The organism is Archangium violaceum Cb vi76, assembly GCF_000733295.1.
Lineage (GTDB): Bacteria > Myxococcota > Myxococcia > Myxococcales > Myxococcaceae > Archangium > Archangium violaceum.
Map to the genome: position 1 here is coordinate 77,833 of NZ_JPMI01000004.1, position 26,253 is coordinate 104,085.

General features: G+C 66.9%; 27 protein-coding genes. 15 read left to right on the forward strand and 12 right to left on the reverse strand.

The features are described 5' to 3' along the window. The first annotated feature begins 7 nt into the window (after nt 1-7). Together Q664_RS00925 and Q664_RS00930 are read left to right on the forward strand one after the other, a co-directional pair. Nucleotides 8-745 carry an endonuclease/exonuclease/phosphatase family protein gene (locus tag Q664_RS00925; protein ID WP_043388676.1) on the forward strand — a complete coding sequence of 246 codons (738 nt, stop codon included), beginning with the start codon at nt 8-10 and terminating at the stop codon, nt 743-745. Between the two features lie 121 nt (nt 746-866). Beyond that, nucleotides 867-1,958: an ATP-dependent DNA ligase gene (locus Q664_RS00930; RefSeq protein ID WP_200883642.1), complete on the forward strand. Its 1,092-nt coding sequence runs from the start codon at nt 867-869 to the stop codon at nt 1,956-1,958. A gap of 18 nt (nt 1,959-1,976) precedes the next feature. Here the strand turns inward: Q664_RS00930 and ligD are convergent, their stop codons facing one another. The 8 genes from ligD to Q664_RS00970 all read right to left on the reverse strand — a co-directional run bounded on the left by ligD (nt 1,977) and on the right by Q664_RS00970 (nt 8,464). Next, nucleotides 1,977-3,041 (reverse strand): non-homologous end-joining DNA ligase, encoded by a 1,065-nt coding sequence (ligD, locus tag Q664_RS00935; protein ID WP_043388681.1) that lies wholly within the window; start codon nt 3,039-3,041, stop codon nt 1,977-1,979. 153 nt (nt 3,042-3,194) lie between these two features. Beyond that, nucleotides 3,195-3,704 carry a hypothetical protein gene (locus Q664_RS00940; protein ID WP_052517514.1) on the reverse strand — a complete coding sequence of 170 codons (510 nt, stop codon included), beginning with the start codon at nt 3,702-3,704 and terminating at the stop codon, nt 3,195-3,197. Nucleotides 3,705-3,707: 3 nt separating this feature from the next. Then, a complete protein-coding gene (locus Q664_RS00945) occupies nt 3,708-4,265 on the reverse strand; it encodes a hypothetical protein (protein ID WP_043388684.1) in 558 nt (185 codons plus the stop codon). Beyond that, a complete protein-coding gene (locus tag Q664_RS00950; protein WP_152621834.1) occupies nt 4,262-4,876 on the reverse strand; it encodes a hypothetical protein in 615 nt (204 codons plus the stop codon). The genes Q664_RS00945 and Q664_RS00950 overlap by 4 nt, the downstream gene beginning before the upstream one ends. A gap of 189 nt (nt 4,877-5,065) precedes the next feature. Then, nucleotides 5,066-5,590 carry a glycine cleavage system transcriptional repressor gene (locus tag Q664_RS00955; protein ID WP_160174303.1) on the reverse strand — a complete coding sequence of 175 codons (525 nt, stop codon included), beginning with the start codon at nt 5,588-5,590 and terminating at the stop codon, nt 5,066-5,068. 95 nt (nt 5,591-5,685) lie between these two features. After that, nucleotides 5,686-6,177 (reverse strand): VOC family protein, encoded by a 492-nt coding sequence (locus Q664_RS00960; RefSeq protein ID WP_043388692.1) that lies wholly within the window; start codon nt 6,175-6,177, stop codon nt 5,686-5,688. Between the two features lie 343 nt (nt 6,178-6,520). After that, entirely contained in the window at nt 6,521-7,849 is a 1,329-nt protein-coding gene (locus tag Q664_RS00965; RefSeq protein WP_052517515.1) for an amidohydrolase family protein, read from the reverse strand. Between the two features lie 75 nt (nt 7,850-7,924). After that, nucleotides 7,925-8,464, reverse strand: a complete 540-nt coding sequence (locus tag Q664_RS00970; protein WP_235216507.1) for a hypothetical protein — start codon at nt 8,462-8,464, stop codon at nt 7,925-7,927. 444 nt (nt 8,465-8,908) lie between these two features. On the opposite strand from Q664_RS00970, the gene Q664_RS00975 reads away from it, so the two are divergent. Continuing rightward, nucleotides 8,909-9,868, forward strand: coding sequence for a phosphatase PAP2 family protein (locus Q664_RS00975; RefSeq protein ID WP_052517516.1), 960 nt, complete (start codon nt 8,909-8,911; stop codon nt 9,866-9,868). Between the two features lie 24 nt (nt 9,869-9,892). Further along, nucleotides 9,893-11,392 (forward strand): DUF3943 domain-containing protein, encoded by a 1,500-nt coding sequence (locus Q664_RS00980; protein ID WP_043388695.1) that lies wholly within the window; start codon nt 9,893-9,895, stop codon nt 11,390-11,392. On the opposite strand, the gene Q664_RS00985 is transcribed toward Q664_RS00980, so the two are convergent. Beyond that, complete coding sequence (locus Q664_RS00985) at nt 11,393-12,307, reverse strand: endonuclease/exonuclease/phosphatase family protein (RefSeq protein ID WP_052517523.1); 915 nt, start codon at nt 12,305-12,307, stop codon at nt 11,393-11,395. It lies immediately after the preceding gene. Nucleotides 12,308-12,430: 123 nt separating this feature from the next. Between Q664_RS00985 and Q664_RS00990 the strand changes: the two genes are divergently transcribed. The 7 genes from Q664_RS00990 (at nt 12,431) to Q664_RS01020 (ending at nt 19,748) form a co-directional block, all read left to right on the forward strand. Then, a complete protein-coding gene (locus Q664_RS00990) occupies nt 12,431-12,733 on the forward strand; it encodes a hypothetical protein (RefSeq protein WP_043388698.1) in 303 nt (100 codons plus the stop codon). A gap of 114 nt (nt 12,734-12,847) precedes the next feature. Then, nucleotides 12,848-14,134 carry a type II toxin-antitoxin system HipA family toxin gene (locus tag Q664_RS00995; protein ID WP_043388700.1) on the forward strand — a complete coding sequence of 429 codons (1,287 nt, stop codon included), beginning with the start codon at nt 12,848-12,850 and terminating at the stop codon, nt 14,132-14,134. Continuing rightward, nucleotides 14,131-14,523: a hypothetical protein gene (locus tag Q664_RS01000; protein WP_052517517.1), complete on the forward strand. Its 393-nt coding sequence runs from the start codon at nt 14,131-14,133 to the stop codon at nt 14,521-14,523. The genes Q664_RS00995 and Q664_RS01000 overlap by 4 nt, the downstream gene beginning before the upstream one ends. Before the next feature lie 305 nt (nt 14,524-14,828). Next, nucleotides 14,829-15,602: a hypothetical protein gene (locus tag Q664_RS01005; RefSeq protein WP_043388703.1), complete on the forward strand. Its 774-nt coding sequence runs from the start codon at nt 14,829-14,831 to the stop codon at nt 15,600-15,602. 430 nt (nt 15,603-16,032) lie between these two features. Beyond that, on the forward strand, nt 16,033-16,242 hold the full coding sequence (locus tag Q664_RS54355) for a MerR family DNA-binding transcriptional regulator (protein WP_043388790.1): 210 nt from the start codon (nt 16,033-16,035) through the stop codon (nt 16,240-16,242). Beyond that, a complete protein-coding gene (locus tag Q664_RS01015) occupies nt 16,239-17,222 on the forward strand; it encodes an AAA family ATPase (RefSeq protein WP_043388705.1) in 984 nt (327 codons plus the stop codon). Before Q664_RS54355 ends, Q664_RS01015 begins: the two co-directional genes overlap by 4 nt. A gap of 3 nt (nt 17,223-17,225) precedes the next feature. After that, nucleotides 17,226-19,748, forward strand: a complete 2,523-nt coding sequence (locus Q664_RS01020; protein WP_084609451.1) for a S8 family peptidase — start codon at nt 17,226-17,228, stop codon at nt 19,746-19,748. Nucleotides 19,749-19,819: 71 nt separating this feature from the next. On the opposite strand, the gene amrS is transcribed toward Q664_RS01020, so the two are convergent. After that, nucleotides 19,820-20,893, reverse strand: a complete 1,074-nt coding sequence (gene amrS, locus Q664_RS01025) for an AmmeMemoRadiSam system radical SAM enzyme (RefSeq protein WP_043388708.1) — start codon at nt 20,891-20,893, stop codon at nt 19,820-19,822. A gap of 153 nt (nt 20,894-21,046) precedes the next feature. Further along, nucleotides 21,047-21,514 carry a ferritin-like domain-containing protein gene (locus tag Q664_RS01030; protein ID WP_052517518.1) on the reverse strand — a complete coding sequence of 156 codons (468 nt, stop codon included), beginning with the start codon at nt 21,512-21,514 and terminating at the stop codon, nt 21,047-21,049. A gap of 223 nt (nt 21,515-21,737) precedes the next feature. Between Q664_RS01030 and Q664_RS51395 the strand changes: the two genes are divergently transcribed. Both Q664_RS51395 and Q664_RS01040 read left to right on the forward strand, forming a co-directional pair. Further along, nucleotides 21,738-22,481, forward strand: coding sequence for a hypothetical protein (locus Q664_RS51395; protein ID WP_052517519.1), 744 nt, complete (start codon nt 21,738-21,740; stop codon nt 22,479-22,481). Between the two features lie 49 nt (nt 22,482-22,530). Then, nucleotides 22,531-23,454, forward strand: coding sequence for a WD40/YVTN/BNR-like repeat-containing protein (locus Q664_RS01040; RefSeq protein ID WP_043388710.1), 924 nt, complete (start codon nt 22,531-22,533; stop codon nt 23,452-23,454). 193 nt (nt 23,455-23,647) lie between these two features. Here Q664_RS01040 and Q664_RS01045 read toward each other — a convergent pair whose 3' ends face one another. Beyond that, nucleotides 23,648-24,334, reverse strand: a complete 687-nt coding sequence (locus Q664_RS01045) for a suppressor of fused domain protein (RefSeq protein WP_043388712.1) — start codon at nt 24,332-24,334, stop codon at nt 23,648-23,650. Nucleotides 24,335-24,602: 268 nt separating this feature from the next. On the opposite strand from Q664_RS01045, the gene Q664_RS01050 reads away from it, so the two are divergent. Continuing rightward, nucleotides 24,603-25,583: a hypothetical protein gene (locus Q664_RS01050; protein ID WP_043388714.1), complete on the forward strand. Its 981-nt coding sequence runs from the start codon at nt 24,603-24,605 to the stop codon at nt 25,581-25,583. 39 nt (nt 25,584-25,622) lie between these two features. Next, nucleotides 25,623-26,159, forward strand: coding sequence for a hypothetical protein (locus tag Q664_RS01055; protein WP_043388716.1), 537 nt, complete (start codon nt 25,623-25,625; stop codon nt 26,157-26,159). The last annotated feature ends 94 nt before the right edge of the window (nt 26,160-26,253 follow it).

The window sequence follows — 26,253 nt, forward strand, 5'->3', positions numbered from 1 at the left end:
CTCCACCATGTTCGAACTCTTGTCCTCGGCCTTCCTCAGCCTGTTCATCTCCCTGGGCTTCATGCCCTCCACCAGTCCGGAGGAGACGGTGGCACTCGCCGCCACGACGACCACCGTCGCGACCCACAACACCCTTCGCGGGAGCGCGAACTTCAGGCCGCTCGCGGACGTCATCGGCTGGCAGGAGGTGAACACCGACGAGGGCCATTCCAAGCTCGGCGCGCTCGAGTACTACGACCACTACCGTCCTGGTGAGAATCGGCTCGATGCGCGCAACTCCATCGCCATCTCGTGGCGCAAGAACAAGTACGAGAGGACGGGAGGCGGCTCCCGGCTCACGCACGGAGGTGAGGCAGGGGTGACGCCCTCGCGCTTCGTGAACTGGGTGGTGCTGAGGAACCTGGACACCGGCGCGAAGCTGGCGTTCATCAACACCCACTACATCTCCGGCGCCTGGAACGGTGAGCACCCCGAGCGTCAGGAGCGCTGGCGGACGCACAACGCCGTGGTGCACGAGGTCGTCGCGGAGCTGCTCTCGCGGGGGCTGCCCGTCGTCCTGGTGGGCGACTTCAACCGTCAGCTCTCGCAGGACATCCCGGGGATGAACCACCTGCGGACGGCGGGGGTCGACGGCGTGCCCATCGATCAAATCTACGTCACCCGTGGCATCGGCACCGGTCCCGCCGAGCGCCTGGAGAAGTACGGCTCCGACCACTTCGCCTACACCGCGACCGTCCAGTACTGACGCACGGCGAGCTCGCCTCCCGCCCTCTCATCAGGGCGGGTTGCCGAGCGAGCAGGCCTCGACGGCGGTGCCGCCCCTGCTCCGGGTTGATCGCCGTTCTGGCCGGGCCCAGCTTTCCTTCATGAAACTGCCCGTCATGCCTCCGGTGTCGCCCATGCTCGCCAGTCTGGTGCGAGAGCTCCCGGAGGAGGGCGAGGTGCTCTACGAGCCGAAATGGGATGGATTCCGCGCCATCGTCTACCGCGACGGGGACGAGGTCATCCTCGGCAGCCGCAACGAGCGGCCGATGACGCGCTACTTCCCCGAGCTCGTCGAGTCGATCCGCACGCACCTGCCGCGCCGCTGCGTCGTCGACGGTGAAATCGTCATCGTGGGCGGGGACGGCGGGCTCGATTTCGACGCGCTGTTGCAGCGCATCCACCCGGCGGCTTCACGCATCCGGAAGCTCGCCGTGGAGACGCCCGCCTCGTTGGTGGCTTTCGACCTGCTCGCGCTCGACAAGCGGGACTTGCGGCCGCTGCCCTTCCACGAGCGCAGGACGTTGCTCGAGAAAGCGCTCGCGGGTGTCCGCGCGCCCATCCACCTCACGCCCGCCACGCGCAGCCGCGAGGTGGCCGAGGCCTGGTTCAGCCGCTTCGAGGGCGCCGGGCTCGATGGCGTCGTCGTCAAGCCGCTCGCCCTGCCGTACCTCGAGGGCAAGCGCGAGATGTACAAGGTGAAGCACGAGCGCACCGCGGACTGCGTCGTCGGGGGCTTCCGCTGGCACAAGGACGGCCAGGGCATCGGCTCGTTGGTGCTCGGCCTCTACGATGAGCACGGTACGCTGCAGCACGCGGGCGTCGCCACGGGGTTCGCCGCGAAGCAGCGGGTGGAGCTCGCGAAGAAGCTCGAGCCGTACCGGAAGCGGGCGATGGAGACGCACCCCTGGCGCGAGTGGGCGGAGGTGGAGGACGCCACCGTCCGGATGCCGGGGGCCCAGAGCCGCTGGAGCGCGCGGCGCGACCTGAGTTGGGAGCCCGTGCGCCTGGAGCTCGTCGTCGAGGTGGCGTACGACCACATGCAGGGCATGCGCTTCCGTCACGCCACGCACTTCCGAAGGTGGCGCCCGGACCGGACGCCGCGCTCGTGCACCTACGCGCAATTGGAGCGCTCGGTTCCGGCCGAGCTCGCCGAGGTCTTCGCCTCCAAGGGCGAGGCCGCCCCTGCCCATTAGAATGCGTCGTTCCCGGACTCAACGGCTTCCGCCGCGACGCGGCTGTCGCTTCGCACGGGCCGCGAGCGCCGGTTTCGCGCGGAGAGCGCCCTCGCGGGGCGGCGCACGGAGGGGTTCGTCCTTCTGCTTCTCGAAGTGAGGAGGGAAGGGGGCTTCACCGAGCCCCTCGGCCTTCTGCCGCTCGGAGAGCTCGAGCAGGCTGTCGAGCGTGAAGGCACGCGCATCCATCTCCCCCCAGACGTCGCCGAGCTTCTCGTAGCGCCGGGGCACCGTGGCGAGCGTGAGCTCCTCGGGCTCCACGTCCGCGACCTCGTCCCAGCGCAGCGGGCAGGACACGCGCGCCTCGGGGGTGGCCCGCACGGAATAGACAGACGCGATGGTCCGGTCCTTCGCATTCTGGTTGAAGTCCACGAACACCCGCTGGCCGCGCTCCTTCTTCCACCAGGCGCTCGTCGCCTCGCGTGGCATGCGCCGCTCCACCTCCCGAGCGAGCGCGAGCGCGGCGTGGCGGACCTCGGTGAAGTCCCAGTGCGGTGCGAGCCGGACATAGATGTGCATGCCCCGGGACCCGGACGTCTTCGGGTATCCCACGAGCCCGTGCTCCTCGAGCACCTCGCGCACGCACAGGGCCACCTCGCGCACGGAGGAGAAGCGCACGCCCGGCTGCGGGTCGAGGTCGATGCGGAGCTCGTCCGGGAGCGAGAGGTCGCTCCGGCGTACCGGATGCGGGTTGAAGTCCAGACAGCCGAGGTTCACCGCCCATACGAGGTGCGCCAGGTCCACCGGACAGAGCTCGTCCGCGCTGCGGCCGCTGGGAAAAGTCACCTCGGCGGTCTGGAGCCACTCGGGCGCGCCGGCTGGAACCCGCTTCTGGAAGAAGAACGCGCCTTCGGCGCCGTCCGGGTAGCGCTTGAGGGCACACGGGCGCTCGCGGACGCCGCGAAGCACGCCCTCCCCAACGGCGAGGTAGTACTCGATGAGGTCGAGCTTCGTCTCGCCGCGCGCGGAGAAGAAGACCTTGTCCGGCCGGCTGATGCGCACGTGACGGCCCGCGACTTCCAGGTGGGTGAATGCCTCGGACATGTCCACAAGTTAGATACACATTCGAGACGGGTAGCCGGAGTGAGGCGAAGAGCGCCCGGTTGCCCGGCGGCAGAGCGAATCCTGCCGCGCTGTGGAGTGTCCACGAAGACCGTGGATGTCCCCTCTCCCCCTGGGAGAGGGCTAGGGTGAGGGTCAGGCCGGAGTACCGGCGCGACGGCAACGTGCCCGGCCCAGCCACAACGGCAGTCCGAGCGCCGGGAGCGTCAGGAGATCGCCCACGTCCGCGGTATGGGCCACCGGAGCCACGTGAGGGACGTGGGTGCCGCGCCAGAGCGCGCCGAGCGCGCGCACCGGCCACTGCAGGCTCCCGAGCCCCCACTGCCATCCGCGCCCCGCCACGTCCCACACCTGGATCGCGGAGAACACCACGCCCGTGAGGACGACGCAGGTGAGCAGCACGGGGACGGAAGGCAGGAAGGGACGCTCGCGTCTCGTGGTCACCACCTCCCACAGTCCCTGCAACAGCAGGGGAAAGAAGGCGAGGCCCGCCACGTCCGAGAGCTTCCCCGTCCACCACGAGGGGCAGTGAAGCTTGAAGACGTGGTCGTTCACCACGAGCAGCGCCACGGACGCGCACACCAGCGGATGCAGAAGACCATCGCCAGGAAGAATGCGTTGAATGGAGCTCCGGTCTTCCGCCACGGCCTACTCTTCCCTCAACGTCATCGCGACGGTGCTCTCGTCGGGGTCCGTCCAGATGAGACGGGCCTGGGTTCTCCACGTGAGATGGAGCTCACCCGCGGTGGGTGGGCCCTGTCGCTCGAGCTCGAGCACATAGGCCGCCTCGCACCGCTCCTTCCGGGTGCACCCGGAGATGTAGATGTTGTTCAAATAGCCCTCGAAGCCCGGCTCGCCAAGAACCCAGAGGCTTTCGGTCACGAGCCGCCCATCGCTCGCTTGAAGCACACGCGCTCGCAACCAGGGGCGGCCGTGCTCCTCGGAGCCCACCCCCTGCAACGAAGGCTTGATGGAGAGGTCGAGTGAGAGGGATTGGATGTCTCCGCGCTCCTCGTTCGCGGGACGAACATCCACGGTGATCTGGCGGCGAGCCGTGGGAGAAGAGACACCGAGCACCACGGGCGAGCCGTCGAGCACCTTCTCCGCCAGCGCGTTATTCACATCCACACCCTCGTCGCATCCGGCCACCGCACAGGACAGGAGCAACACAGTGGCGGGCAGCGATTTCGAGATGAAGGCTGTCATGGGGTGGGCTCCTCTGCGCGCTCGGTGATCGTGACGGAATAGCCCTGGGGAAGCTCGTCATCGTTCCAGATCTCCATGGACGAGGTCGCGCTCCACTCCAACTCCACGGTGCCCTCGATCCCGCCGTTCTGGAACTCGAACTCGACCGTCACGGGGATTTCGCACACGTCCCCCGTTTTGCAATTCACGTGCAGGGACTCCATCACCTGGAGCGGCACCGGCGCGTCCGCGGTATCGAGCACGGCCGCCGCACTCCTGGGTTCCCCTTCGCCGCTCGAGGCCCGGGCCATCACCCAGGGCTGGCCAGGAGCGGAAGGATTCGCCGGCCTCCATCGTGCGGTGCCTTCGAGGGTCAGCCATCCATCGTTCTCCGTATGTTCGATCTCCCCCATCGAGATGGAGACGACGAGCGTGCGCGACACCTTCGGCGTCTCGTGGGTCAGCACGAAGGGGGTGCCTTGGAACTGCGAGACGAACGAGGGAGAGCTCACCGGAGAGGTCGCGATGGAGCCAACGGCGGCAATCAGCAGCGAGCACTTCACTGCCCAGTGGCGGAGCTTCGAATGCCAGCGGTCGCTGGCATGGATGTGATGGGATTCGGGGGTTCGCATGGGGTGGGCCTGACAGCTTGCCGGGGAAGTGGGAGGCAAGCGTCTGTAAGCGTTAGCAACCCCTATGCCGCCCTCTCTCCAGCCCTCTCTCCAGAGGAGCCGCGCACCCGCCCTGGAGCAAACCGCGACGCCGGTGTCACGGACGATGTCCCGTTGAACCGGGCAAGGATGTCAGGGGGAACCCCTGCCTCAGATGGTGTCGAGATCGATGTCGCAGCCGATCTTCTCGCCGAGCGTCACCAACTCCTCACGCATCTTGCGGACGCTCGTGCCCGCTGGAAGGGTGACCACGCCCTCGAGCACGAAGAGTGGCGTCCCCGCGAAGGGCGCCGATTCGATCCGCGTCGCCAGCTCCTCGACATTGACGGAGTGCTGGCGCAGGAGCGCTGTCACTCGGGCGGCGATGCCAGGCTGATCGTTGCTGTAGACCTTGAGCCGGTAGGGAACGCCGCCGGGAGCACGGGTGGTGGCGGTGTCCGCCTCATACATCTCGAGGCGGAGCCCCATCCGGGTACCGTCGCCCTCGAGCTTGCGCCGGAGCGAGGTGAGCGACTCGGGGGAGCCCTCGATGAGGGCCAGCAGGGCGAAGTGGCCGCGCAGATTGACCATGCGACTGTCGGCGAGGCTGGCGCCGACGTCATACACATGCTGGGTGAGATCGGCGACGAGCCCGGGGCGATCGGGACCGACCGCGGTGACGATGAGCTGAGGCATGGCCGGGACCATAACAGCCCGGCTCGGGGCGCGAACGCGCATTCCGCGCGACGTGGGCTCGTCGACAGTCTTGCACGCGGAGCGGCCATCCCGCCTCAGGCGCGCCAGGCCTTCTCGAGCGCCGCGATGTCGAGCTTGACCATCTTCATGACCGCGTCGGAGACCCGCTTCGACCGGGCCGGGTCCTTGTCGCGCATCATCTCGTCCATGCTCGCGGGGACGATCTGCCACCTCAGACCGAACCGGTCGATGAGCCAGCCGCAGGCCTGCGCCTTGCCGCCTCCTTCCAGCAAGGCGTTCCAATAGCGGTCCAGCTCGGCCTGATCGTCGCACTGCACGACGATGGAGATGGCGTCATTGAACTCGTGATGGGGCCCGGCGGTGATCGCCTGGAAGCGCTGGCCCAGGAGCGTGAAGTCCACGACCTTCACGGAGCCTGGCGGACCGCTCGGCGAGTCGCTGAGCAGTGGCGTCACCTGGTCGACGCGCGAGTCCGGGAAGATGGAAGCGTAGAACCTCGCCGCCTCCTCCGCTTCCTTCGCATACCAGAGGTGCGTGAAAATCTTCGACTTGCCCTTCGACGCCATGGCCGTGCCTCCTTCGGGGTACCTCTCGCTATCAGCGAGCATCTCTTGCCGTGAGCGCAGCGGCATGGGCGAGTCCCCAGGACGTCTGGCAACCGACAATCGCCCGGGCCTGATGAACGGACGCGTCGTCCTCGAGGGCGGACGGGCTGCCTCCCTGAAACCAGACTCATGATGAATCGCCTTTCCGCGCGACAGGTGGGCAACCGCCATGCCCCCTCCGGAGGCCGGTCTGGGTGGGTCCACCCCTGACGGGCCGTGGTTGCCGTGCATCAGTTGTGGCACCACGACCGCGTCCGGCATGTGCGAGGGTGAGCCTGCCCCCGGCGTCACCGGGGCAAGCCCATCATGGAGAACCCGGAGGCGTGAGCTTCCCCTGGGCGGGGAGGTCGTTGAGGACGACCTCTCCCCCCTTCATGACGAAGCGCACGCGCTGAAGCTCCGTGACGTCGCCCAGTGGGTCTCCAGAGACGGCGATGAGGTCGCCGTACCGGCCCTTCTCCAGCGAGCCGACATGCTCCTGGAGGCCGAGCAGCTCCGCGGCCCGCGAGGTGGCCGCCCGGATGGCCTCGAGGGGCGGGAGTCCGGCACGCTGGAGCGCGGCGATCTCCAGCGCGTTGCGTCCCTGGTCCCGAGGGGTGCTCGCATCGAAGCCGGTGGCGATCTTCACTCCCAACGCGTGGGCCTGCTTCACCACCCCCCGAGCGGTCTGGAGCTTCGACTGGAGGCGGCTCCGCGCTCCGTCGTTGGGCGCCTGCTCCACGAGGGCCTCCAGGATGCCAACCGTCGGCACGAGCCAGGCCTTCTTCTTCTTGAGCAACTCGAGCGCGGGGCGATCCGCTTCATGCCCGTGCTCGATGGAGTCCGCACCGGCCTCCAGTGCGTTGCGGATGCCCTCGCTCGAGGTGGCGTGGACGGCGACCTTGCGGCCGGCCTTGTGCGCCTCGTCGATGATGACGCGAAGCTCCTCGAGGGTGAGGGTGGGGCGGTGCCAGTCGGCGTAGACCTTGAGGAGGTCCGCGCCCTGGCCGAGCTGCTCCCGCGCGGCGCGGCGTGCTTCCTCGACACCGCTGATCATCTGCGCGCCCGTGGGGAAGTCCTTCAGGTCGGGGGAGATTCCGAAGGGGTGGTAGCTGCCCACGGCGGCGATGCCCCGGGTCGCCACCAGCATGCGGGGACCCTCGACGAGCCCCTGGCGGATGGCGTTGCGCAGGTCCACGTCCGCGTAGCCGGTCCCCTCGTTCTCCACGTCACGCACGGTGGTGAATCCGGCACGCAGCGTGGCCCGGGCGTTGGCCGCGCCTTCCAGGGTACGGAAGGCCTGGGACTTGGTGAGCAGGTCCTTCTCGTACGCATTGCCGGTGGGCGAATCGGACCAGCGCGCCATCAGGTGGGTGTGGCTGTCGATCAATCCGGGAAGCACCGTGGCGCCGCCGAGGTCGACGAGCTCCGCTCCGGCGGGCACGGGGATACCCGGGCCCACCGCGGAGATGCGGCCCTTCTCGATGAGGATGACGGGATTCGAGACATACGCGCCCCCCTGCACGTCGAGCATCCGCGCGGCTCGGACGACGACGAGCCTGGGCGGAGTGCTCGGAGCACCCTGCTGGGCGCTCGCGCTCGCGCCCAGGACGAGCGCGAGCAGTGACGACAACCTGGTGACGATGGAACGCACGACCCCTCCTGCATCCGGTGGATTCGAAAGGGGCGCAGCGTACGTCAAGCGTCGCGAGCTTTCAGTCAGCTGAAGCTAGCCACCGAGGGCGCCGTTGATGAGCGGCGCGACGATGCCCATTCCTGGGTCTTCCGCGTTGTATCCGTTCACGGGCTCGTAGATGCGGATGCGCTGGTTCTCGTTGAGGAAGCGGTGGAGGAAGGTCTCCATCGGCACGAACTCGCTGTAGCACTTATAGGTCTGCCCCCACGGCCACTCGAGATACTCCCACCAGTTGCGCTTCTTCTCCATCTGCTGGCAGGCGTGCGCGCCGATGAAGGTGATGATCGTGCTGCAGTGGCTGGCGTTGATCGCCCGCTCATGCGGGATGAAGTAGCTGTAGTTGTTGTAGAGCTTCAGCTCCGCGACCAGTTTGTCCTGGTCCTCCTTCCAGTAGTTGAGGACCGTCTCCTTGTCGTTGGGCGAGTAGAAGCGCTCGTAGGAGAAGCGCGAGTAGTTGTAGTCGCGCGAGTAACCCGAATAGGCGAGCTGATCGTTCGGGAACTCCATGGACAGCATGCGGTTGATGGTGCCCATGTTGTTCCGGTCGAAGGAGGCCGGGAGCAGGCCGAGCACCGAGTCGAGGTTCCACGACTGACGGATCTTCTCGTGCAGCGGGCGCGAGCGGTCGTTGACGTTGGGCGCCAGGTGGAGCCCGCAACCATCTCGCGGACCCGCCGGCCGACCCGGTACCCGAAGCTGCCCGTGCGCACGTAGGAGATGCTCGTGGTCTCGTGCAACTCCGTGAAGGGCGCCGCCGAGGGGCCGGCCTCGCACTTGTAGGCCACGATCGTGAGCTGGCCCGTCTTCAGGATTGTCTGTACGGCCATCCGAAACGATGCTACCCGGTGAGCCGGGGCCGAACCTGGACAGTCTTGCTGTTGCGCCAGGGGCCGGTTCACGTGACGGAGTCTCGAGCGGTGCGATGCCCGGAGCGCCCGGGCGGGTGCCGCGGGCCGAGCTTCAGAGGTATTCACGGTGAGTGTTTCACGACGAAGGCAGTCCCGGCTCGCCAGGTATGTGGCGGCCCTGCTCCTGATGTCGGCTCGCATGGCGCATGCGCAACCCACGCCGGAGGAGCCCCGTGCCGCCCCGACGCAGGCGCCGGACGACGCAAGGGCCAGCGGTCCCGGTGGAGCCCAGCTTCCCTTCCTCCCGGAGGAGCCGGGCGACAGGCTGAGACCCGGGCTCTTCCTCGGTGACGAGTTCCGCTATGGGAACATGATGCTCCCCCTGCGAGTGCTCTCCGACCTCGCCGCCATTCCGGCGGGCATGGCGCTCTGGGAGCCTCACGACTGGGGCGCCTTCTCCCTGGTGACGTTGGCGACGGGCGCGTTGATGCTCCCGCTCGACCATCCGCTCGATGCGCACCTCCAGAACGCCATCCACCGTGCGCTCGGGCCGGAGCACTTCAAGATCTGGACGCCGGTGGGGGACGCGATCATCCACACGGCGCTCTGGGCCCCGCTGGTGGGTCTTCTCGCCTGGGGTCTGGCGAATGACGATCGAGGGCCCGTGCAGCTGTTTTCGCTGACCGTGGAAGCCTTCGCGGTGACGCAGGCCTTCCATCTCACCTTCAAGCTGCTGCTGGGCCGCGAGGGTCCGATGGATGGCCAGGGGCTCGGCCGCATCTTCGGCCCCTCCAGGTCGCTCGACCTCTTTCCGGCCGGAACGCCCTCGGGGCACGTGTCCAGCCTCTACGCGATGATGGGCGTGGCGACGGCCTGGCTGGACAACATGCCGCTGACGCTGGCGCTGCATGCCTTCGGGCTGCTCTTCGCGGCCACCATCGTCATGGACGACTACCACTTCCTCTCCGATGTCATCTGGGGCGGAGCCATGGGGTACGCCATCGGCCAATGGGTGGTGAAGCACCGCGCCTCGAGGGGTGGGGTGTCGGCGAAGGGTGGACCCTTGTTCATGGTGATGCCGATGGTGACGCCTCAGGGTGGGGGCGTGTCGGCCGGCTTCCGCTTCTGAGAAGCCTTTTGGAGTGGGAGGGACATGTTGTTCGCTTTGATTCTCATCGCTGTCGCTACATCGCCAGTCTCGTTCGACGCGCCGACAGCAGCGGACATCGCGGTTTCCTTATCGAGCTCGTCGCAGGTGCCGCCGGGAGCGGTCTCTTCCGTGAACACGGATGCTCCCGTCGATACATCGGCCCCCCGGAAGACCGTTGCCAGCTATCTGATTCCTTCCGTTGAAGTCCTCGCGATCTACGGCGGATTCGTCGCGTTCAACAGGCTCGCCTTTCATGACGAGGAGTGGACGCACGTCACGCCAGGCTCCATTCGCGACAATCTCGACGGCCCCTGGGTCATCGACGACGACAACTTCGAGATCAACCAGCTCGGACATCCCTACCAGGGGTCCCTGTACTTCTCGGCCGCTCGGTCGAGCGGACTTTCGTTCTGGGAGTCCTTCCTGTACGTGGCCGCTGGCAGTCTGCTCTGGGAAGTGGGAGGAGAAGCGGAGCCGCCCTCCCTCAACGATCAGATCACCACGAGCTTCGCCGGAGCTCTCTTTGGCGAAGCCTTGTTCCGGGTATGGAACGACCTGATCGGGCATGGAGGTGAGAAGAACAGCATCCTGCGCCACATCGCCGCGGCGCCGTTGTCCCCAGTCGCGAGCTTCAACTACTACGTGTTCAAGCAGCGCGCCCGGTTGGCCGAGTCCAATCTCTTCTATCGAACATGGATCGGATCGAGCTACGGCGGCAGCATCCGCGACCAGACCGGTGAGCGCACGGAGCTCCTCGGCTTTGGTCAGCAGCTCAGCCTGGGCGTCAGTCTGACCCAGGGCTTTCCGGGAACGTCCGGCGACCTCGACTACGGCCCGTTCGATTATTACGACCTGCGATTCGAGCTCTCCCTGCCGAGGACCCCCTACATCGGGTTCTTCCTGCGTGGGCTGCTGTTCGGAAAGGCCTTTCAACCCAAACCCTGGGCGCATGGCCTCATCGGCGTTTTTGGAAGCTACGACTACAGCACGCTCCCTCTCTTGAGGGTCTCGACCAGTGCGGTGGGGCCGGGGCTGGCGATGGACGTGGACATGGGCGCGGGAGTGACGCTTCAGGGCACGGTGTTGGCGGCTCCCATCTTCTTCGGGGGAGCAGGCGCCATCACGGCCACGAGCGGAGAGCGGGACTTCCGCGCCGGAGGCGGTGCGCAGGGCCTTCTCGAGCTGCGATTGCTGCTCCGGGACTCGGGTTCCATCAACGCCGGTGCCCGGAACTACTTCATTCGAGGGTTCACAGGTGAGCCCGGAACGGAGCTCATCTCGTATGGCTGGGTCGGAAGCGAATTGCGAATCGTCGGCGGCCACGTCCTGGGCGTGGAAGTCCAATGGTCGACTCGCGCCGCATCGGACCCGAACCTGGGAAGCCTCAGCCACGGCGGCTCGCTGTTCCGCCTGTACTACGGCTTCGTGAGTGACGCATTTTCAGGCGCGGCGAGCAGTCACGGCGGCGGACTTCGTCAGGTTTCCCGGCCGCGGCTCGAGTGACTACGGGCCGCTGGCGGGAACCGTCTCCGGCGGGCGCGCCATCACCTCGGGGGTGGGCGCCTTCGCGGGCTCGAACAGCGTGAGGTCCGCCACCAGCGGGTAGTGGTCGGACGCATTCACACGCAGCACCTCGCTGCTCTTCGGCGTGAAGTGCTCACACGCCAGCACGTAGTCGATGCGCAGGCCGGAGATGAGCGGCAGCGGATAGGTGATGGCGGGCCCCTTCCCCCGCAGGTCGAACGCGTCCGCCAGCGCGTGCCTGAAGAGCCGCAGCGAGCCCGCGTCGGGCGTGTCATTCATGTCGCCCATCAGCAGCTTGGGCCGGGGATCCGCCGCCATCAGCCGCATGATGGCCGCGCTCTGGCGCACGCGGATGCCACCGGTGAAGGGACGCTGGGTGAGGTGGGTGACGTAGACGCTCACGTCCTGCCCGTTCACCTTCATGAGGGCGCGGGCCACGGTGCGCGGCTCGGTGCCTGGCAACACCGGCAGCGGGTGCTGCTCCACGGACTCCAGCGGGTAGCGAGACAGGAGTGCCACGCCGTAGTCCCCGCCGAAGAGCCGGGTGGTGCGGAAGTGCGCGTAATACTTCAGGCCCGTGAGCCGGGCCAGCTCGGCGGGTTGGTGCAGCCCGCGGGCACGCCACGAGCCGACATCCACTTCCTGGAGCGCGACGATGTCGGGCGAGGCGGAGCGGATGACCTCGGCCACCTTGTCCAGACCGCGAATGGCCGATTGGATGTTGAAGGTCATCACCCGCAGGTCGCCCCCGGTCCGCGTGGACACGAGGTCCGCCAGGGCCCCGGAGTCCGAGAGCGTCTCCGGCGACGGGTCAGCGCGCAGGGATGACGAGGAGGAGGCACACGCAACCGAAGTCGCGAGGAACAGGCCGGCGAGAAGTCGGTCGATTCGCATGTAGGGCTCGAAGGATGCCAGCAATCCGCGCCACCGTCTTTCCGCCTCCCCCCTCGGGGGCAGACCGGAGGGCAGCCAGGCAGTGATGGTCCCCAGGAGCAGTGACGCGATAAGACGCGGGCGATGAGACCGTCCCTCGAGCTGCCCGCTGAACTGCGCCAGTTGCTTCGCTCGCGGTCCGCGGAACTCCTGGCCGACGTCGAGCGCTTCCTCGCCGATGCACCAAGGAGATGCACGTACATCCGGTCGGAACGTGTTGCCCGTGCGGCGCTCCGCCGTTCCTGGTTGGGCCACCTGCTCGTAGGCGACGCCGCGAAACCGGTGCTCGCGCCCGTCGATAGCAAGTTTGGCGGCGTTCCGTACGTCGAGGAGGCGGACCTCGCGGAGAACCGGCTCGACCGTGCCGTCGTGACGCGCGCTTTCTGACGGGGGCAGGCCCCTCGCTCGAACTGCGCAAAACACCTCCAATGGGCTGAATAATCCGGTCCACCGGATTAAAAAGCGCCGGTGGCGCGATTTAGATCCGTTATAAAGGATTATATGGAGCTCCATCTCCAGGCGCTGATCGACGGGTCGTGGCAGCGGGCAGCGCTGCTCGAGTTCCCTACGGTCAGGGAGGGCCGGCGCGGAGGATGCACCTTCGAGTACGAGCACGAGTACCTGATTCGGTGGATCGCCGACCCGCCGCCGCTTGCGGCGGTCAGTCTCAATCTACCGGTCGAGTTCGGCCCCAAGGTCTGGCGCCGTTGGCCGGCGTTCCTCGATGACCTGCGACCGATGGGGAGTGCCCGTGGCTGGTGGCTGCGGCGACTGGGCCTCGCTGATGAGGCGGCGAGTGACTTCGAAATCCTGCGGAGTGGCACGATTGCGCCGGTCGGCAATCTTCGAATCGAGGAGTCGGTTCCCGCGAAGAAGGAACCTCCCAAGCGGTTCCCTCGCCAGGTCGTCATCGACCGCGAGTACGCCTTCATCGAGTACGCCGCCAATGCCGGCGTGCAGGTCGGAGGCGCGACAGGTGCCGGCGGCGATTCGCCGAAGGTCCTGCTCCGCTGCGACGCCGCGGAGCAGGTGTGGATCGACGTCTGGCAGGATGACCCCGCCTGTCCAGATCGGCATTACCTCGTCAAGTTCGCGCGCAGCCGCAACGAACGCGACCGGAACATCCTTCGGTCGGAGTACGTGTATTACAAAGCGCTCGCGGAACTCGGAGTCGAAACCATTCCGCAAGACGGGCTCGCGCTTCACGAAGGCCCCTCGGGCCCGAGCCTCTGGCTTCCCCGCTTTGACGTCGCGCGCCGAGACGGCCGCGAAATCCGGTACGGACTCGAGTCCCTCTACTCGCTGCTCAAGGCTGAGCCAGGCTCTTTCCAGAAGCATCAAGCGGCATTGCGTGCACTGAAAGACGTCATTCCCGCGACGGTCTGGCCGGCGGTGCGCCTCGAGTACCTGAAGCGCGACCTGCTGAATCTGGTGTTCGGCAACTCGGACAACCACTGCAGGAACATCGCCGTGCTCAAGACGGACAGTATTGTCCGCCTCGCGCCCATCTTCGACTTCGCGCCGATGAGGATGGACCTCGAAGGAATCACCCGCACCACGACGTGGGAAGGGTACGAAGCCGGCGGAGATGTCGACTGGGATGGGCTCCTTCGAAGCTTCGGCCCGGCTGAAACGTCGTTGCGCGAGGGTCTCCACGACCTCGCTTCGCGCCTTCGCAATCTCTTCGAGCTCCTCGCGGACCTCGGGCTGCCGGATGAAACGCTGAATTTCGCGGGGCTCGACTTCCGCGGCACCGAGAAGCGCCTCCGCACGTGGGGTCTCCTATGAAGCGCGCCGACGTCGCCCGGTTGACTGCGCTCGAACGCAAGGCGCTGCTGGAAGAGCTCGCCGCCATGGTCGCCACCGGAGAGTTCGGCCTCGGAGACGCCTCGCGCATCCTCCGCAGCACGATGCTGGGGATGGACCGGAAGACCTTCGCAAAAGCCGTGAGGCTCTCCACCAGCGTCGTAGCGACGCTCGAGGACGACCCGAACGCGAACCCGACGCTCGAAACGCTCAACAAGGTCTTCGCGCCGTTCGGCGGAAAGGTCGTGTTGTCGTTTCCCCGCCTCGAAGAGCCACCGCCGCCCGACGATGCAGAGAGGCAGCGGCGAGAGATGCTCCGTGCCGCGCTCGCGAAGAGCAGGCGGCAGAGGCGGCGCTCGACAGAGTCGTAAAACCAGTCACTGGGTCCGACAAGAATCGATTTGGCCCCAGGTGAACCATCGCCACCGTGGATCAGGTGCTTCAAAAGCTGGGTATTGGCCACCACTTTGGGGTGAGCTTGCTTGGAATAAATGGTTGCTATGTAGCGGAGTAGGAGGGAGACGAGGTGTCGGAGCGACTCCTTTGACATCTTCCCCGGCGTACCTGTGAGTAGGGCCCCACCTGACGCACCGGGTACCTCCTGGAAGTAGGGCTCGGTCCATGCGAACAAGAGCATCTGGCCACCCGCGAGGGGGGAGGCCAGGGAGGAGGACGCATGGACGAGGAGAAGAAGTCGGGAGCGAGCGGCAAGGGAGCGGCGCGGGTGGGGCCGTACCTGATTGAGGAGCAGGTGGAGCAGTCCAACGACAGCCAGGAGGAGCTCTATCTGGCCACGCACGAGACGAGCGGGGCCACGGCCCTGGTGCGCAAACACGCCGCCGAGGAGGCCAGCGCTCTGCGGAAGGATTGGCGGGTGTTCCTCGGCTCCTGGGCCTCGCGAGGCTACTCGGTCATGGAAGTGGAGCACACCGACTGGGCCAAGGCCCAGGACAGGCAGACGGCGGAGTCGTTGCTGCACACATTGGAAGGTGCGCTCGAGGAAGTGCGGCGCATGGTCCGCGTCATGTCCGACTCCCACGAGTCCCGCCTGCGGTGGCGTCTGGGCTGGGGCGTGGCGAGCGCCGTCACGGGATGCGCCCTTCTCCTCGTGCTGGTGCGTCTGGCCCCCTTGTCCCAGCCGCCGAGCGCCCCACCAGCGCCCCTGAGCCACGAGGTGCCCACGGCAGTCGAGACGTCGGATTTCGACGCGTGGCTCTCGGACACGACCCCGCCGGGGCAACCCGTGCTCGCCCGACCTCTGCCGAAAGAGCCATTGAAGGGACAGAAGCGCCCGCCCTGTACCCGCTACACCGAGGTCGAGCTGGTGGGCGCCTGCTGGGCACCTCACAAACTCAAGGCCCCGTGCCCGGATACCCTCTTCGAGTACCAGGGGGAGTGTTACCTACCCTCCTTCAGCGCGAAGCCACCGGCTTCGTCGCTCGGGCAGTGAGTGGCGCGGAGCTGCTTGCGTCAGGCCCGGTTTCGCTCGTCCTGTTCTCCGTGCGAGCTTTGGTCGTGCATTCTAATTCGTAGACCAGGAGGGAGGTCAGACGCTTCGTAGGAAACGAGGTGTCGGAATGAGTCTTTGACACCTTCCTTGAGGCGTGGAGGCCGCGCCCCCCTGCTATGCCCTCAAGGGAGGATGGTCTGGCCGGCATGTGCCCCAAGGGAACAGCGCGGCCTCTCCTTCAGCCTTGGGCTCAGCCAGGGGGCACCCGTCTGCGGCCCCGGCCCCTCTGCGCCCTCCCGCTCCCCGCAACTTGCCCCCACCCTTTTACCGCCCCATCCTGCCTCCAGCAGGGTGCACGGGTCGTCATCCTCATGAACAGCAACCCACAGAATGTCTTGTACCCATGATCAAGGTTGTATAAGCCTTGATCATGGGTGCGCTCACGCCAGACCAGCCTGAACTCCTGACCATCAAGGTGGCAGCCGAGGTGCTCGGCGTGAGTGAGCAGACCTTGCGCCGTTGGGACAAGGCAGGGAAGTTTCGCGCGAAGCGCCACCCGATGAACGGATACCGACTGTACTCTCGCGGTCAGGTGCTCGAACTGCGGAGGAAGATCCACGAAGCTGAGGCAGCATCATGAAAGCGGACATCCTCAGGCTGCTGCTTCAGTCCCATGCGAACGGCGACGAAACATCGTTCCGCAAGGCGGCATTGCAGTTGGCTGCATCGGAGAGCGCTGCCGGGCACGTGCGTGTCGCGGAGGACATTCGCGCGATCATCGCGAAGCTGCCAGCAACGAGCGTCCGCAGGACGGGCCCCGTCGTAGACATCGCCGCGCCGCGGGGCGAGCTTGCGGATGTCCTCGAAGGCGGTCATCGCGACGAGCGCCTTCGCGACATCGTGCTGCGCGCTGAGGTACGAGACCTGCTGCTGCGTGTGCTCTCCGAGAATCGCTCACGGGGTCGTCTTGAGCGCTTCGGTGTCTCGCCCCGACGTCGCCTGCTCTTCCACGGCGCGCCGGGCTGCGGGAAGACACTCGCAGCAGCAGTGCTGGCAGGCGAGATGGGTCTGCCGCTCATGACAGTGCGATTCGACGCGCTGTTCTCCCGCTTCCTCGGAGCGACGGCAGTCCAGCTTCGAGCCATCTTCGCCGAGATGCCACGTCGGCCGGGCGTCTACCTGTTCGACGAGTTCGACTCTGTGGCGAAAGCGCGCGGGGACTCGCAGGACGTCGGTGAGATGAACCGGGTCGTGACGGCGTTCCTGCAACTCGTCGATGCGGACGCCAGCGGGAGCATCCTCGTCGCCGCGACAAACCACGTGGAGTTGCTCGACCGTGCGGTGTTTCGCCGGTTTGACGTAATCGTTCCCTTCGATAAGCCGAGCCGTGAGCAGTTGGTCGCACTCCTGCAACTGAGGCTCGGAACACTCGGGCTTGACGAGCAACAGGCGCAACGTCTCGCTGGGAGCGCCGAGGGCTGGAGCTTCGCCGATGTGGCTCGTGCATGTGACGACGCGGTGCGTACGATGGCACTCGACGACCGCGAGCGGATCTCCGAACGTGACGTCGTTGCGGCACTGGCGGAACTGAAGCGGCGTGAGCTCCCAACCAGGAACTGATCGATGGCCGAAAACCGGCTCCCTCTTCTTCGAGGACGTATCACATCGGTGGACACGTACCAAGCACCTCAGCAGGGGGGCTCGCCACCAAAGATTCCTTCGCTCGATCCAAAGGCCCATCGCGCGAAGCTGCTTCAACAGCTCGATGCGATCGGCAATCAAGTGCAAGCGCGTCCCGAGACAGTACGGGACGAACTTGCTTCACGTGAAATCGTTGCCGTGCGACCTGCGCCCGACACGGAATTGGCCGCCACCCAGCTCGATGACTCGCGCTCCGACGCTCGGTTGATCGGAGTGGTTCCCGAGACGGGCACTGTGTTGCTCGACGTCGCAAATGCGGACCTCGACTATCTCCGTAAAAAGCTCGACGCCTTCGCCGACGACGCGAAGGTCGAGGTCAAGACGCACAAGGATGGCACCACGACGACCCACCGTGACAAAGAGCGCGCTATTGCTCCCGTGGATACCATCCGTCTAGCCACGCTCGATGATATGCGTGGTGCACGACTTCGTACGGAAACACTCGTCGCAGACCGTACCTACTGGTTCGAGATTGCATGTCGAGGCGGCTATCGGAGACCGCTCGCTGAGACGACCGGCAGTCGCGCGCAGATCTCGCGGCAACTCCACCGAATCGGAGCGCTACAGAACCTGGATGAGTTCGTTGGACCGGAGCAGGTCTATTTCTTCGTGCGGCTCACGCGCCATCAACTCGACGCACTCCGAGCAGCTACCGACTGCATCTATGAGGTCGAGCTTGCACCGCCACCGCTACGCGACCTCAAACTGCTCGAAGACGTCACGACGAAGGACATCAGGGACTTCGCCCTCCAGCCTCCGGAAGAGGACGCTCCCTCCGTTGTTGTACTCGACACCGGAGTCGCAACGGGGCACCCGCTGCTTAAGCCCGCCATCCTAACTACGACGACGGCAGGCCCCGAGATTCCATCGGCCGAGGACACCTACGGGCACGGCACCAAGATGGCCGGGCTTGCCCTCTACCACGACCTGGGAGCAGCCATCGAGCGCGGCGGGGCGGTGGCACCCCACTGGCTGCAGAGTAGCAGGCTGCTTGTGAAGCCGGGATTTGGAACGGCGTCCGACGAGAACTACGAGAAGTGGCCTGCCCTGACCCAGCGGGCCGTGCGTGCTGCCGAGGATGCCGATCCGCGTCCGCGCAATCGGGTCTTCACGCTGGCGGTGACGCGGACCATGCAGGACGCACCACTCGATGGGCTCGTACCTACCCTGTGGAGCCATGCCGTCGATCAGCTCGCGTTTCATACGGGCCATGGACGGCTGATGGTCGTGTCAGCGGGAAACGCGCGTGACGAACAGTGGCTCGCGCTCGCCGAACAGCATCCGCAGTTGCAGCTTTCGGAGAAGATCCACCAACCAGCGCAGGCGACTAATGCCCTTACCGTGGGCGCGTACACCGAGCGCGTCGAGCTTCCGAGCACAAAGCAATATGCTGAAGCGCGCGTCGTCGCGACGCGACCCGGAGGCATCTCGCCATTCACGAGCACGGGCCTCCCAGGTAACGAGTGGCCGATCAAGCCCGACGTCGTTCTTGAGGGGGGAAACCTGGCACTCTCAGGAACTCTCCCGAACGAAAGCGTACCAACCCTCTGCGCATTGACGACGAGTCACCGGCATACGCTTGGCTGGCCGCTCGGGCAGCTGGCGATGACCAGCGAAGCCACGGCTCGTGCGGCCCACCTTGCCGCGCGCATCTGGGCGCTTGAGCCAAAGCTCCGTCCCGAGACCGTCCGTGGCCTCATCGTCCACTCGGCAAGCTGGACGCCGACGATGCGAGATCAATTCACCGGCATCAATGACCGTCTCCAGGCGTGTGGCTACGGTGTCCCGAATGAGCGTGTCGCCTCCGAATGCGCGGAGGGATGGGCCACGGTCATTGTTGAGGACGTGATGCCAAACGTGGTCGTGGAAGAGGAGCCGAAAAAAGAGGCACCGAAGCGTCCGACGACCAGGACGACGGTGTCGAAGGCGCGGCGCAAGGTAAAGTTGTACCGCCTGCCGCTCCCGGAGAGCCTGCTCTCGGATTCGGATGCGGACGTCGAATTGCGCGTCACGCTCTCGTACTTCGCCGAGCCGAACAAGTTCGGCCGGACCGTGTTTTACGGGCTCGATTTGAAGTGGGACATGCAAGGTCCTCAGGAGTCAGAGGATGAATTTCTACAGCGCATCAACGTCCTGAAGCGTCCGAAGGGACCTAATGGGAAGCCGTTGAAGGTTTCTATGAAGAAGTCCTTCAACTGGGACATTGGCATCCAACCGCGTAGCCGCGGCACCGTCCAGAGCGACCGATGGCGAGGAAGAATGTCCGAACTCGTCGGGGACAAGCTCATAGCCATCGTTCCGGTCCTCGGTTGGTGGGATCAACGACGAACGCTCAAGACGCAGGAGATGCGTTTCTCCCTCGCTGTCTCCGTCTTCGGCCCCGGTGTGTACGCGGCGATTAAGCCCCGGGTCGAAGCAGAAGTACTGGCTCCTGTCGAGGTGTAGCTGAACGATCCATCTGACACCTTTCCCGTGAGTGCACCACCATGGCGCACGGGAATGGGGCGGATAGGGGGCTACATCACCGCGACGGGGCGCCGACGGCGGCCGAAGTCTCCCGGCTTCGCGTCGAAGTGTCCCGGAATCTTCGTTCCGCAGTCCGGGCACTTGCCCTCCTCCGTCAGCCGGTAGCTGAGGATGTCGTGCCAGTCCCGCACGATGAGCTCTCCGCCGCAGTCCGGGCACAGCGTCGTCTCGCCCTCCGAGTTGTGCGTGTTCCCCGTGTACACGTACCGCAGCCCCGCCTTGCGCGCGATCTCCCGCGCCCTCCTCAGCGTCTCCGGTGGCGTCTCCGGGATGTCCCGCAGCTTGTAGTCCGGGTGGAACGCCGTGAAGAACAACGGCACGTCCGGGCCCAGGTGCTTCAGCAGCCACTCACTCATCGCCCCCACTTCCGCGTCCGAGTCGTTCTTCCCCGGAATCAGCAGCGTGGTGATCTCCAGCCACGTCTTCGTCTCGTGCCGCAGGTACTCGAGCGTCTCCAGCACCGGCTTCAGGTGCGCCGCCGTGAGCTTGAAGTAGAAGTCCTCCGTGAACGCCTTCAGGTCCACGTTCGCCGCGTCCATCTTCGCGTAGAACTCGCGGCGCGGCTCGGCGTGCATGTACCCCGCCGTCACCGCCACCGTCTGGATTCCTCGCGCATGGCACGCGTCCGCCACGTCCATGGCGTACTCGGCGAAGATGACCGGATCGTTGTACGTGAAGGCCACGCTCCGGCAGCCGTACTGCTCCGCCGCCCGGGCAATCCCCTCGGGGCTCGCCATGTCGGTGAGCCGGTCCATCTCGCGCGACTTGGAGATGTCCCAGTTCTGGCAGAAGCGGCACGCCAGGTTGCACCCCGCCGTCCCGAACGACAGCACGCTGCTGCCCGGGTGGAAATGCGCCAGCGGCTTCTTCTCGATGGGGTCCACGCAGAACCCCGATGAGCGCCCATACGTCGTCAGCACCATCCGCTCGCCCGTGCGCTGGCGCACGAAACACATGCCCCGCTGGCCCTCGTGCAGCTTGCAGTCGCGCGGGCACAGGTCGCATTGGATGCGCCCGTCCTCCAGCGCATGCCACCAGCGCGCGGGATATTCGCTCTCTCGCATGTCTCCCTCCCCGTGGGGCGGGGGTCTCCCGCCTCCCAACAGATGGAAAAACACGCGAGGGAGCGTGCAACCGTCCCCGTTACCTTCTCATCCCCGGGGCCGGGACGCCGGGCGGCCAGGTGTCCACCGTGGCCGCCCGGGCGCTCCGTGTGCCTACGGCTGCGCCGGCGTCTGCTCCCACATGCGGGTGCGCAGCGCGTTCTCGATGAACGCCAGGTGCCGCTGCTCGTCCGAGTAGTTGCGCTCGATGATGGCGCGCGCCTCGTCGCCCCACTCCACCTCCAGCGCCGCCTGGTAGGTGCGGTTGGTGAGCATCTCGTTGCCCCGCATCGCCTGGAGCGCGGCCTCGTTGCCCATCATCGACGTCACCGCCGTGAAGCCCTTGAGGATGAAGCCCTTGACGTCCGGCTTCGTCCTCGGCGTGCCACCCAGGCTCACCACCACCCGCGTCAGGTCCTGGATGTGGCGCTCATGGTCCCGCTGGAATTCCCTCAGGCTCATGCGCAGCGACTCCACGTCGATGCGGTTGATCGCCGCCTCGTACGCCCCCACCGCGTCGATATCGAGTGCGATCAGGTTATTGAGCCGATCCATCATCTTGTTCAGATCCATCGCCGCCATGCCGTCCTCCTCCTGTGTGACGCGGGAACTCCCACGCCGCGCAAAGCTGGGCAGGCGGGTGGGGCGCCTCAAGCGGCCCTGGAGGACAATTCCCTACTACCCGGACGTACGGCCGCCCGGCGAGCGGGCAGCCTGGGCCTCCCCGGTGTCCTGGCGCACACTCGGGGTATGAGTTCGCTCGGGGGTGGAAACTTCCGGGCGAAACTCTCGATAATTGGAAATCATGAGGATTCAACGCCCGGGGCTCTCCCCCACCCGGACCCAGGCCGCCCAGACGGAGCCCACGGTCGTGCAGAAGAACACCGTCCGCTCGCCGGCCACCGCCTCGCCCGCCGCCCCGGCGCGTCCCAGCGATGCCTTCGAGACCACCACCCGCGCCACGGCCCGGGCGCTCACCCCCGGCCGCACCAACGCCGCCCGGAACCTCCCCGCCGAGATTCCCACCGGCACCCGGGACTACTACAAGAAGCGCTACGACGACTTCGTCCGCCGCAACCCCGGCATGAAGCCGCCCGACTACTACCTGGAGTACGGCCAGAAGTACTGCGACCGCTTCTCCAAGCTCGGGCCCAAGGACCTGACCCCCCAGGGTCTCGAGTGGCGCGACCGCTGCCTCAAGGCCCTCCAGGAGGCCATCGAGACCAGGCGCATGGAGGACCCGGTCGGCTTCGCCCAGCTCGAGCGCGACCCCGAGGCCTTCAAGAAGTTCGCCTACGACTCGCACCCGGACGCCTACGTGCAGTCCGGCCTCTACAACCTGCCCGCGCAGGACCTGATGAAGATCGGCACCACGCCGGACCTCAAGGACCTGTTCACACAGGACGGCGTCCGGCAGATCTTCGTCGCGCTGGGCAAGATGGACGTCGGGGACGCCGCGAACGTGGTCAAGGAGTCCGCCAAGGAGGCGTGGAAGGACGTCAAGAGCACGTTCAGCGACCTCATCAAGCGGCCCAAACTTCCCTGGTAGCGCGAGGGCTGGCATCTTCGCGCCGGATTCGAGCTTCCGAGGTTGACGCGTGCCGGAGAAAGACTGGGAGAAGCTGGGAGAGCTGTCCGAGGGACTGAAGGCCGGAGCGGTGGCCACGAGCCGTGAGGGTTTCGGCCTCATCGGCGCCGTGGCGGAGCCGCCCGGAATCAGCCTGCTGGAGCGGATGAAGGCCCGCCGCGCCCAGATTCATCGCGCCGCCGCCGGGGCCGTGACGAAGACCTGGGAGGGGCCGGGCTGGATTCAGGCCCTGGACTGCCACGGGGCGCTGGGCGTCGCCATTGGCGGCTCGCTCAAGCCCTCGGGCTCGGGCTCGGACTACCACCTGCTGGTGTCCACGGATGGCGGCCAGCAGTGGCAGGGCCGCGGGCTGGTGGGCGCGCCGAGCCTCGGCCAGGTGCTCGCCATCAGCGAGCGGGAAGTCTGGGTGCTGGGGGCCTTCTTCCTCGGGCGAACCACGGACGGCGGTGCCTCGTGGATGGAGCTGGAGCTGGAGGGCGAGCGCAACCCGCACACGGAGCGGCTGCGGCGTGTCGAGGGCGGTGTGGCCCTGCTGGGCAGGACGCTCTCCGTCAGCACGGATGGGGGCTCCACGTGGAGCCAGCTGAACGTGGGCGCGGCGCGCGTGGTGGACGTGGACGGGGCCTTCGTGGCCGCGGTGGTGGACGGCCAGGCCCGCGTGGGCGAGCGCCAGGGCTCCGAGGTGCGTTGGCTGGAGCCGCTGCCCCTGGGCCGTGAGCCGCTGCGGCTCGTGGCCTCCGAGGGCGCGCTGCGCCTGCTCACCCGGGGCGTGGACCCCTCCAAGGGTCCGGATCCGGCGCTCCACGTGAGCGAGGACGGGGGCCGCACGTGGGCGAGCTACTCGCTGCCGCTCGGGCCTCAGGTGGACATCGCCGGCCGCGAGTGGGGCCTCGGCGTGGACATCCGCGGCGGCATCTACGGCCGCGTGGGGTGACGAGGGTCTCCATGCCGGGAGACCCTCACCCCCGCCCCTCTCCCAGCGGGAGAGGGGTGTGCCCTCCCGGCGGGAGGGGAATGAGGTTGGCGGCTAAGCCAAGAGAAGTAATTCCGTTCAGGGGGCCCAGCGCCAAGGCCCGATTTCTCGGCCTCAGCGGTTGTACCCCCTGACCGAACTTAGTTCGGGTGGCTTAGAGCTGCACCTGCTCCCGGCCGGGATCGGTGATGTAGCCGGTGCCCGCGGCCACCAGCTTCGCCATCAGCCGGTCCATGCCGTTGGAGCGCGAGAAGGCCATCTCGTTCTTCGTCACGCCCACCAGAGTGAGCAGCTGCACCTTCCCCGACTCGAGCTGGAAGTGCGTGGGGCGCGAGGGGTCGATCACGAAGACGAAGCCGTTGAGCTTGGACTCACCGCCCGTCAGCGTGCCCTCCACCGGGTAGCGGTGCCCCACCGCGAAGGCGCGCATGCACACCAGGTTGTAGGCCATCATGTCCAGCAGCCGCAGCACCGGCCACTGCGCCTCCTCGGTCGTGTGGATGACCATCTCGTACCCGACGCCGCTGGGGGAGTTGGCGTCCACTTCCTCTCCCGGGGCCAGGGTGATGGGGTTGGACAGGCCACTCGTCACGTACGTCCAGTAGGGGTACTCGGGACTCGGCGGCGCCACGCGCACGCCCATGCCTCCCCAGTTGGGATCCAGCTCCTTCACCTCGGCCAGCTCACTCTCCAGCCAGGCCTCCAACGCACCAGACTGCTCCAGCGTGTAGACCTCTTCGCTGATGGCCCCGAAGAGCTTCGGGTACTCCACCTCGTCACGATCCGCCCAGCAGTCCTCATACCACTGGCAGAAGGCCTCATCCGTCTCAGGCGCTTTCATAGCGAGGGGGACTCTAACGGGTTGTTCCCTCGCGATTCACTTTTCCTTCATGTGGAACTGTCTGGTCCCATGGTGGGTAACCTTCTTCCCACTCCATGGCGCACCGCTTCCCAACCCAGGGCAGGCAGGCAAGCACCCCTGTCGCACGCTGTACCCACGGAGCGACTTGCGGTGGACGAAGTGGGGTGGCGGGTGCCCGGTATGGGTCGTGAATGGGAGTGGAGCGACGAGCAGGCAGGGCGCTCGGGTCCACACCTGGAGGAGCGACATGCAGAGGGGATGGAAGGCCGCGGCCATGGCCGTGGTGCTGGCGGGGGCTGGGGCGGCGAGTGCTCACGAGTTCACCTGTGACAAGCGCGTCCAGGTGATGGGCGAGGGGCAGACCCCGGGTGTGGCGCCCCGGGTGACGAAGTTTCCGGCCACGCTGCGCTTCCACTACAAGCTGAGGAACGTCCACCCCACGGGGGAGTCGGTGGCGGACTTCGTGGAGGATCCGCTGCTGGCGCGCTACGGTTTCGGGACGCCCTTCCCCACGCCCATGGCGGTGGGGGTGGGGGAGTCGCGCGACGCCACCTTCGAGCTGAAGCTGGACACGCCCGAGGCCTGCCAGGCGCTGGCGGCCAGTGATGGGCGGGGGGATGACAGCTTCGACAGCGCGCTCCGGGTGAAGTGGGCCCTGGGCGAGACGCAGTGCGCCGCGCGCGTCACCTGCTGCGAGCCCTTCGTGGACTGCGAGCTGACGTGTCCGCCGGATGATCCGCACTGCGTGGAGACGCCGAGCCCGGTGGCACCGGGGCCCTCGCGCAACGCGGGCTTCTTCAAGGTGCACGAGCAGGCGCTGGGGCAGTGCCTCGCGGGGGGCGCTCTGGACCTGGGCGTGGCGCGGGTGGAGTCGCTGGAGCAGGCGCTGGGCCTGTTGTGGGCGAGCCCCGGCCTGGACCGCAACGGCGGGGTGCGCACCGAGACGGATGTGCTCCGCTTCGAGCTGGCACGCGAGGCACTGGTGGCCACGTGCAACGAGCGGCTCTTCGGCGCCAGTGAGAAGCGGGGCCGGGCGCTGGACGAGGCCCTGCGCACCCTGCGGGGCAGCTCGGGGGAGACGGGGCTGGAGCGGCTGGGGCGGGAGCTGGGCCGCCACAATGACGCGGGGCTCGGCAAGCCGTTGCCCGGGGGCTTCGACGCGGGGCGCGCCACGCCGGCGCACGCGGCCAGCATCGCCGTGGACCCGGTGGAGCCGGGCCGCCGGTAGGGCCACTGCTTTCACACACCTTCCAGGAGAACACTCACCATGAAGAAGCGGATGCTGTCGGTGTTGGGCGCGGTGGCGCTCGGGCTCGGGGGTTGTGGTGGCGCGTCCCGGACGGAGACGACGGGCCCGGGTCAGGACTTCCCCTCGGACGCGCAGGGCCAGCGCTTCGAGCTGCGCCTCAAGGGGGTGAACAACCCCGGGTATGACTCGGCGCTGGTGCAGGTGCGCCGCATCTCCGTCACCACGGTGGCGGGCGAGGCCCTGCCGGTGCGCCTCAAGTCCCGTTTCCCGATGGAGCTCACGCAGGCGGAGCAGGCGCACCTGGTGGGCCTCTTCCTGGTTCCCGAGGGCGTGGAGCGGGTGAAGGTGGAGGTGACGTTCGACGACTTCGGCGGGTATGAGGAGGGCTCGGGCGGTGGAGTCATCGACACGCGGGTGGCGCCGCTGCGCTTCGAGGCGCCGCTGACGTACCTGTCCGAGCGTGGCCGCGCGGTGGTGCACCTGGACCTGAAACAGTCGTTCCAGACGCACGGCGAGGCGAAGCTGCTGCTGCCGAGTCTGGACGTGCGTTACTAGTGTGGTCCGAGGGCCCGTGGATGTCCCCTCTCCCTCTGGGAGAGGGTTAGGGTGAGGGTCTTCCCTCCTGGTTCTTGGAACGCGCGGGTGAAGA

Coding starts and splice junctions, on each gene's coding strand:
- Q664_RS00955 (WP_160174303.1), bottom strand. CDS start 5,590: ATGCCTCAGCTCATCGTCACCGCGGTCGGTCCCGATCGCCCCGGGCTC.
- Q664_RS01030 (WP_052517518.1), bottom strand. CDS start 21,514: ATGGCGGCGATGGATCTGAACAAGATGATGGATCGGCTCAATAACCTG.
- Q664_RS00995 (WP_043388700.1), top strand. CDS start 12,848: ATGGAGCTCCATCTCCAGGCGCTGATCGACGGGTCGTGGCAGCGGGCA.
- Q664_RS00945 (WP_043388684.1), bottom strand. CDS start 4,265: ATGACAGCCTTCATCTCGAAATCGCTGCCCGCCACTGTGTTGCTCCTG.
- Q664_RS01000 (WP_052517517.1), top strand. CDS start 14,131: ATGAAGCGCGCCGACGTCGCCCGGTTGACTGCGCTCGAACGCAAGGCG.
- Q664_RS00960 (WP_043388692.1), bottom strand. CDS start 6,177: ATGGCGTCGAAGGGCAAGTCGAAGATTTTCACGCACCTCTGGTATGCG.
- Q664_RS00980 (WP_043388695.1), top strand. CDS start 9,893: ATGTTGTTCGCTTTGATTCTCATCGCTGTCGCTACATCGCCAGTCTCG.
- Q664_RS00925 (WP_043388676.1), top strand. CDS start 8: ATGTTCGAACTCTTGTCCTCGGCCTTCCTCAGCCTGTTCATCTCCCTG.
- Q664_RS01005 (WP_043388703.1), top strand. CDS start 14,829: ATGGACGAGGAGAAGAAGTCGGGAGCGAGCGGCAAGGGAGCGGCGCGG.
- Q664_RS54355 (WP_043388790.1), top strand. CDS start 16,033: ATGGGTGCGCTCACGCCAGACCAGCCTGAACTCCTGACCATCAAGGTG.
- Q664_RS01050 (WP_043388714.1), top strand. CDS start 24,603: ATGCAGAGGGGATGGAAGGCCGCGGCCATGGCCGTGGTGCTGGCGGGG.
- Q664_RS01015 (WP_043388705.1), top strand. CDS start 16,239: ATGAAAGCGGACATCCTCAGGCTGCTGCTTCAGTCCCATGCGAACGGC.
- ligD (WP_043388681.1), bottom strand. CDS start 3,041: ATGTCCGAGGCATTCACCCACCTGGAAGTCGCGGGCCGTCACGTGCGC.
- Q664_RS00930 (WP_200883642.1), top strand. CDS start 867: ATGAAACTGCCCGTCATGCCTCCGGTGTCGCCCATGCTCGCCAGTCTG.
- Q664_RS01045 (WP_043388712.1), bottom strand. CDS start 24,334: ATGAAAGCGCCTGAGACGGATGAGGCCTTCTGCCAGTGGTATGAGGAC.
- Q664_RS01055 (WP_043388716.1), top strand. CDS start 25,623: ATGAAGAAGCGGATGCTGTCGGTGTTGGGCGCGGTGGCGCTCGGGCTC.
- Q664_RS00990 (WP_043388698.1), top strand. CDS start 12,431: ATGAGACCGTCCCTCGAGCTGCCCGCTGAACTGCGCCAGTTGCTTCGC.
- Q664_RS00985 (WP_052517523.1), bottom strand. CDS start 12,307: ATGCGAATCGACCGACTTCTCGCCGGCCTGTTCCTCGCGACTTCGGTT.
- amrS (WP_043388708.1), bottom strand. CDS start 20,893: ATGCGAGAGAGCGAATATCCCGCGCGCTGGTGGCATGCGCTGGAGGAC.
- Q664_RS01020 (WP_084609451.1), top strand. CDS start 17,226: ATGGCCGAAAACCGGCTCCCTCTTCTTCGAGGACGTATCACATCGGTG.
- Q664_RS00950 (WP_152621834.1), bottom strand. CDS start 4,876: ATGCGAACCCCCGAATCCCATCACATCCATGCCAGCGACCGCTGGCAT.
- Q664_RS51395 (WP_052517519.1), top strand. CDS start 21,738: ATGAGGATTCAACGCCCGGGGCTCTCCCCCACCCGGACCCAGGCCGCC.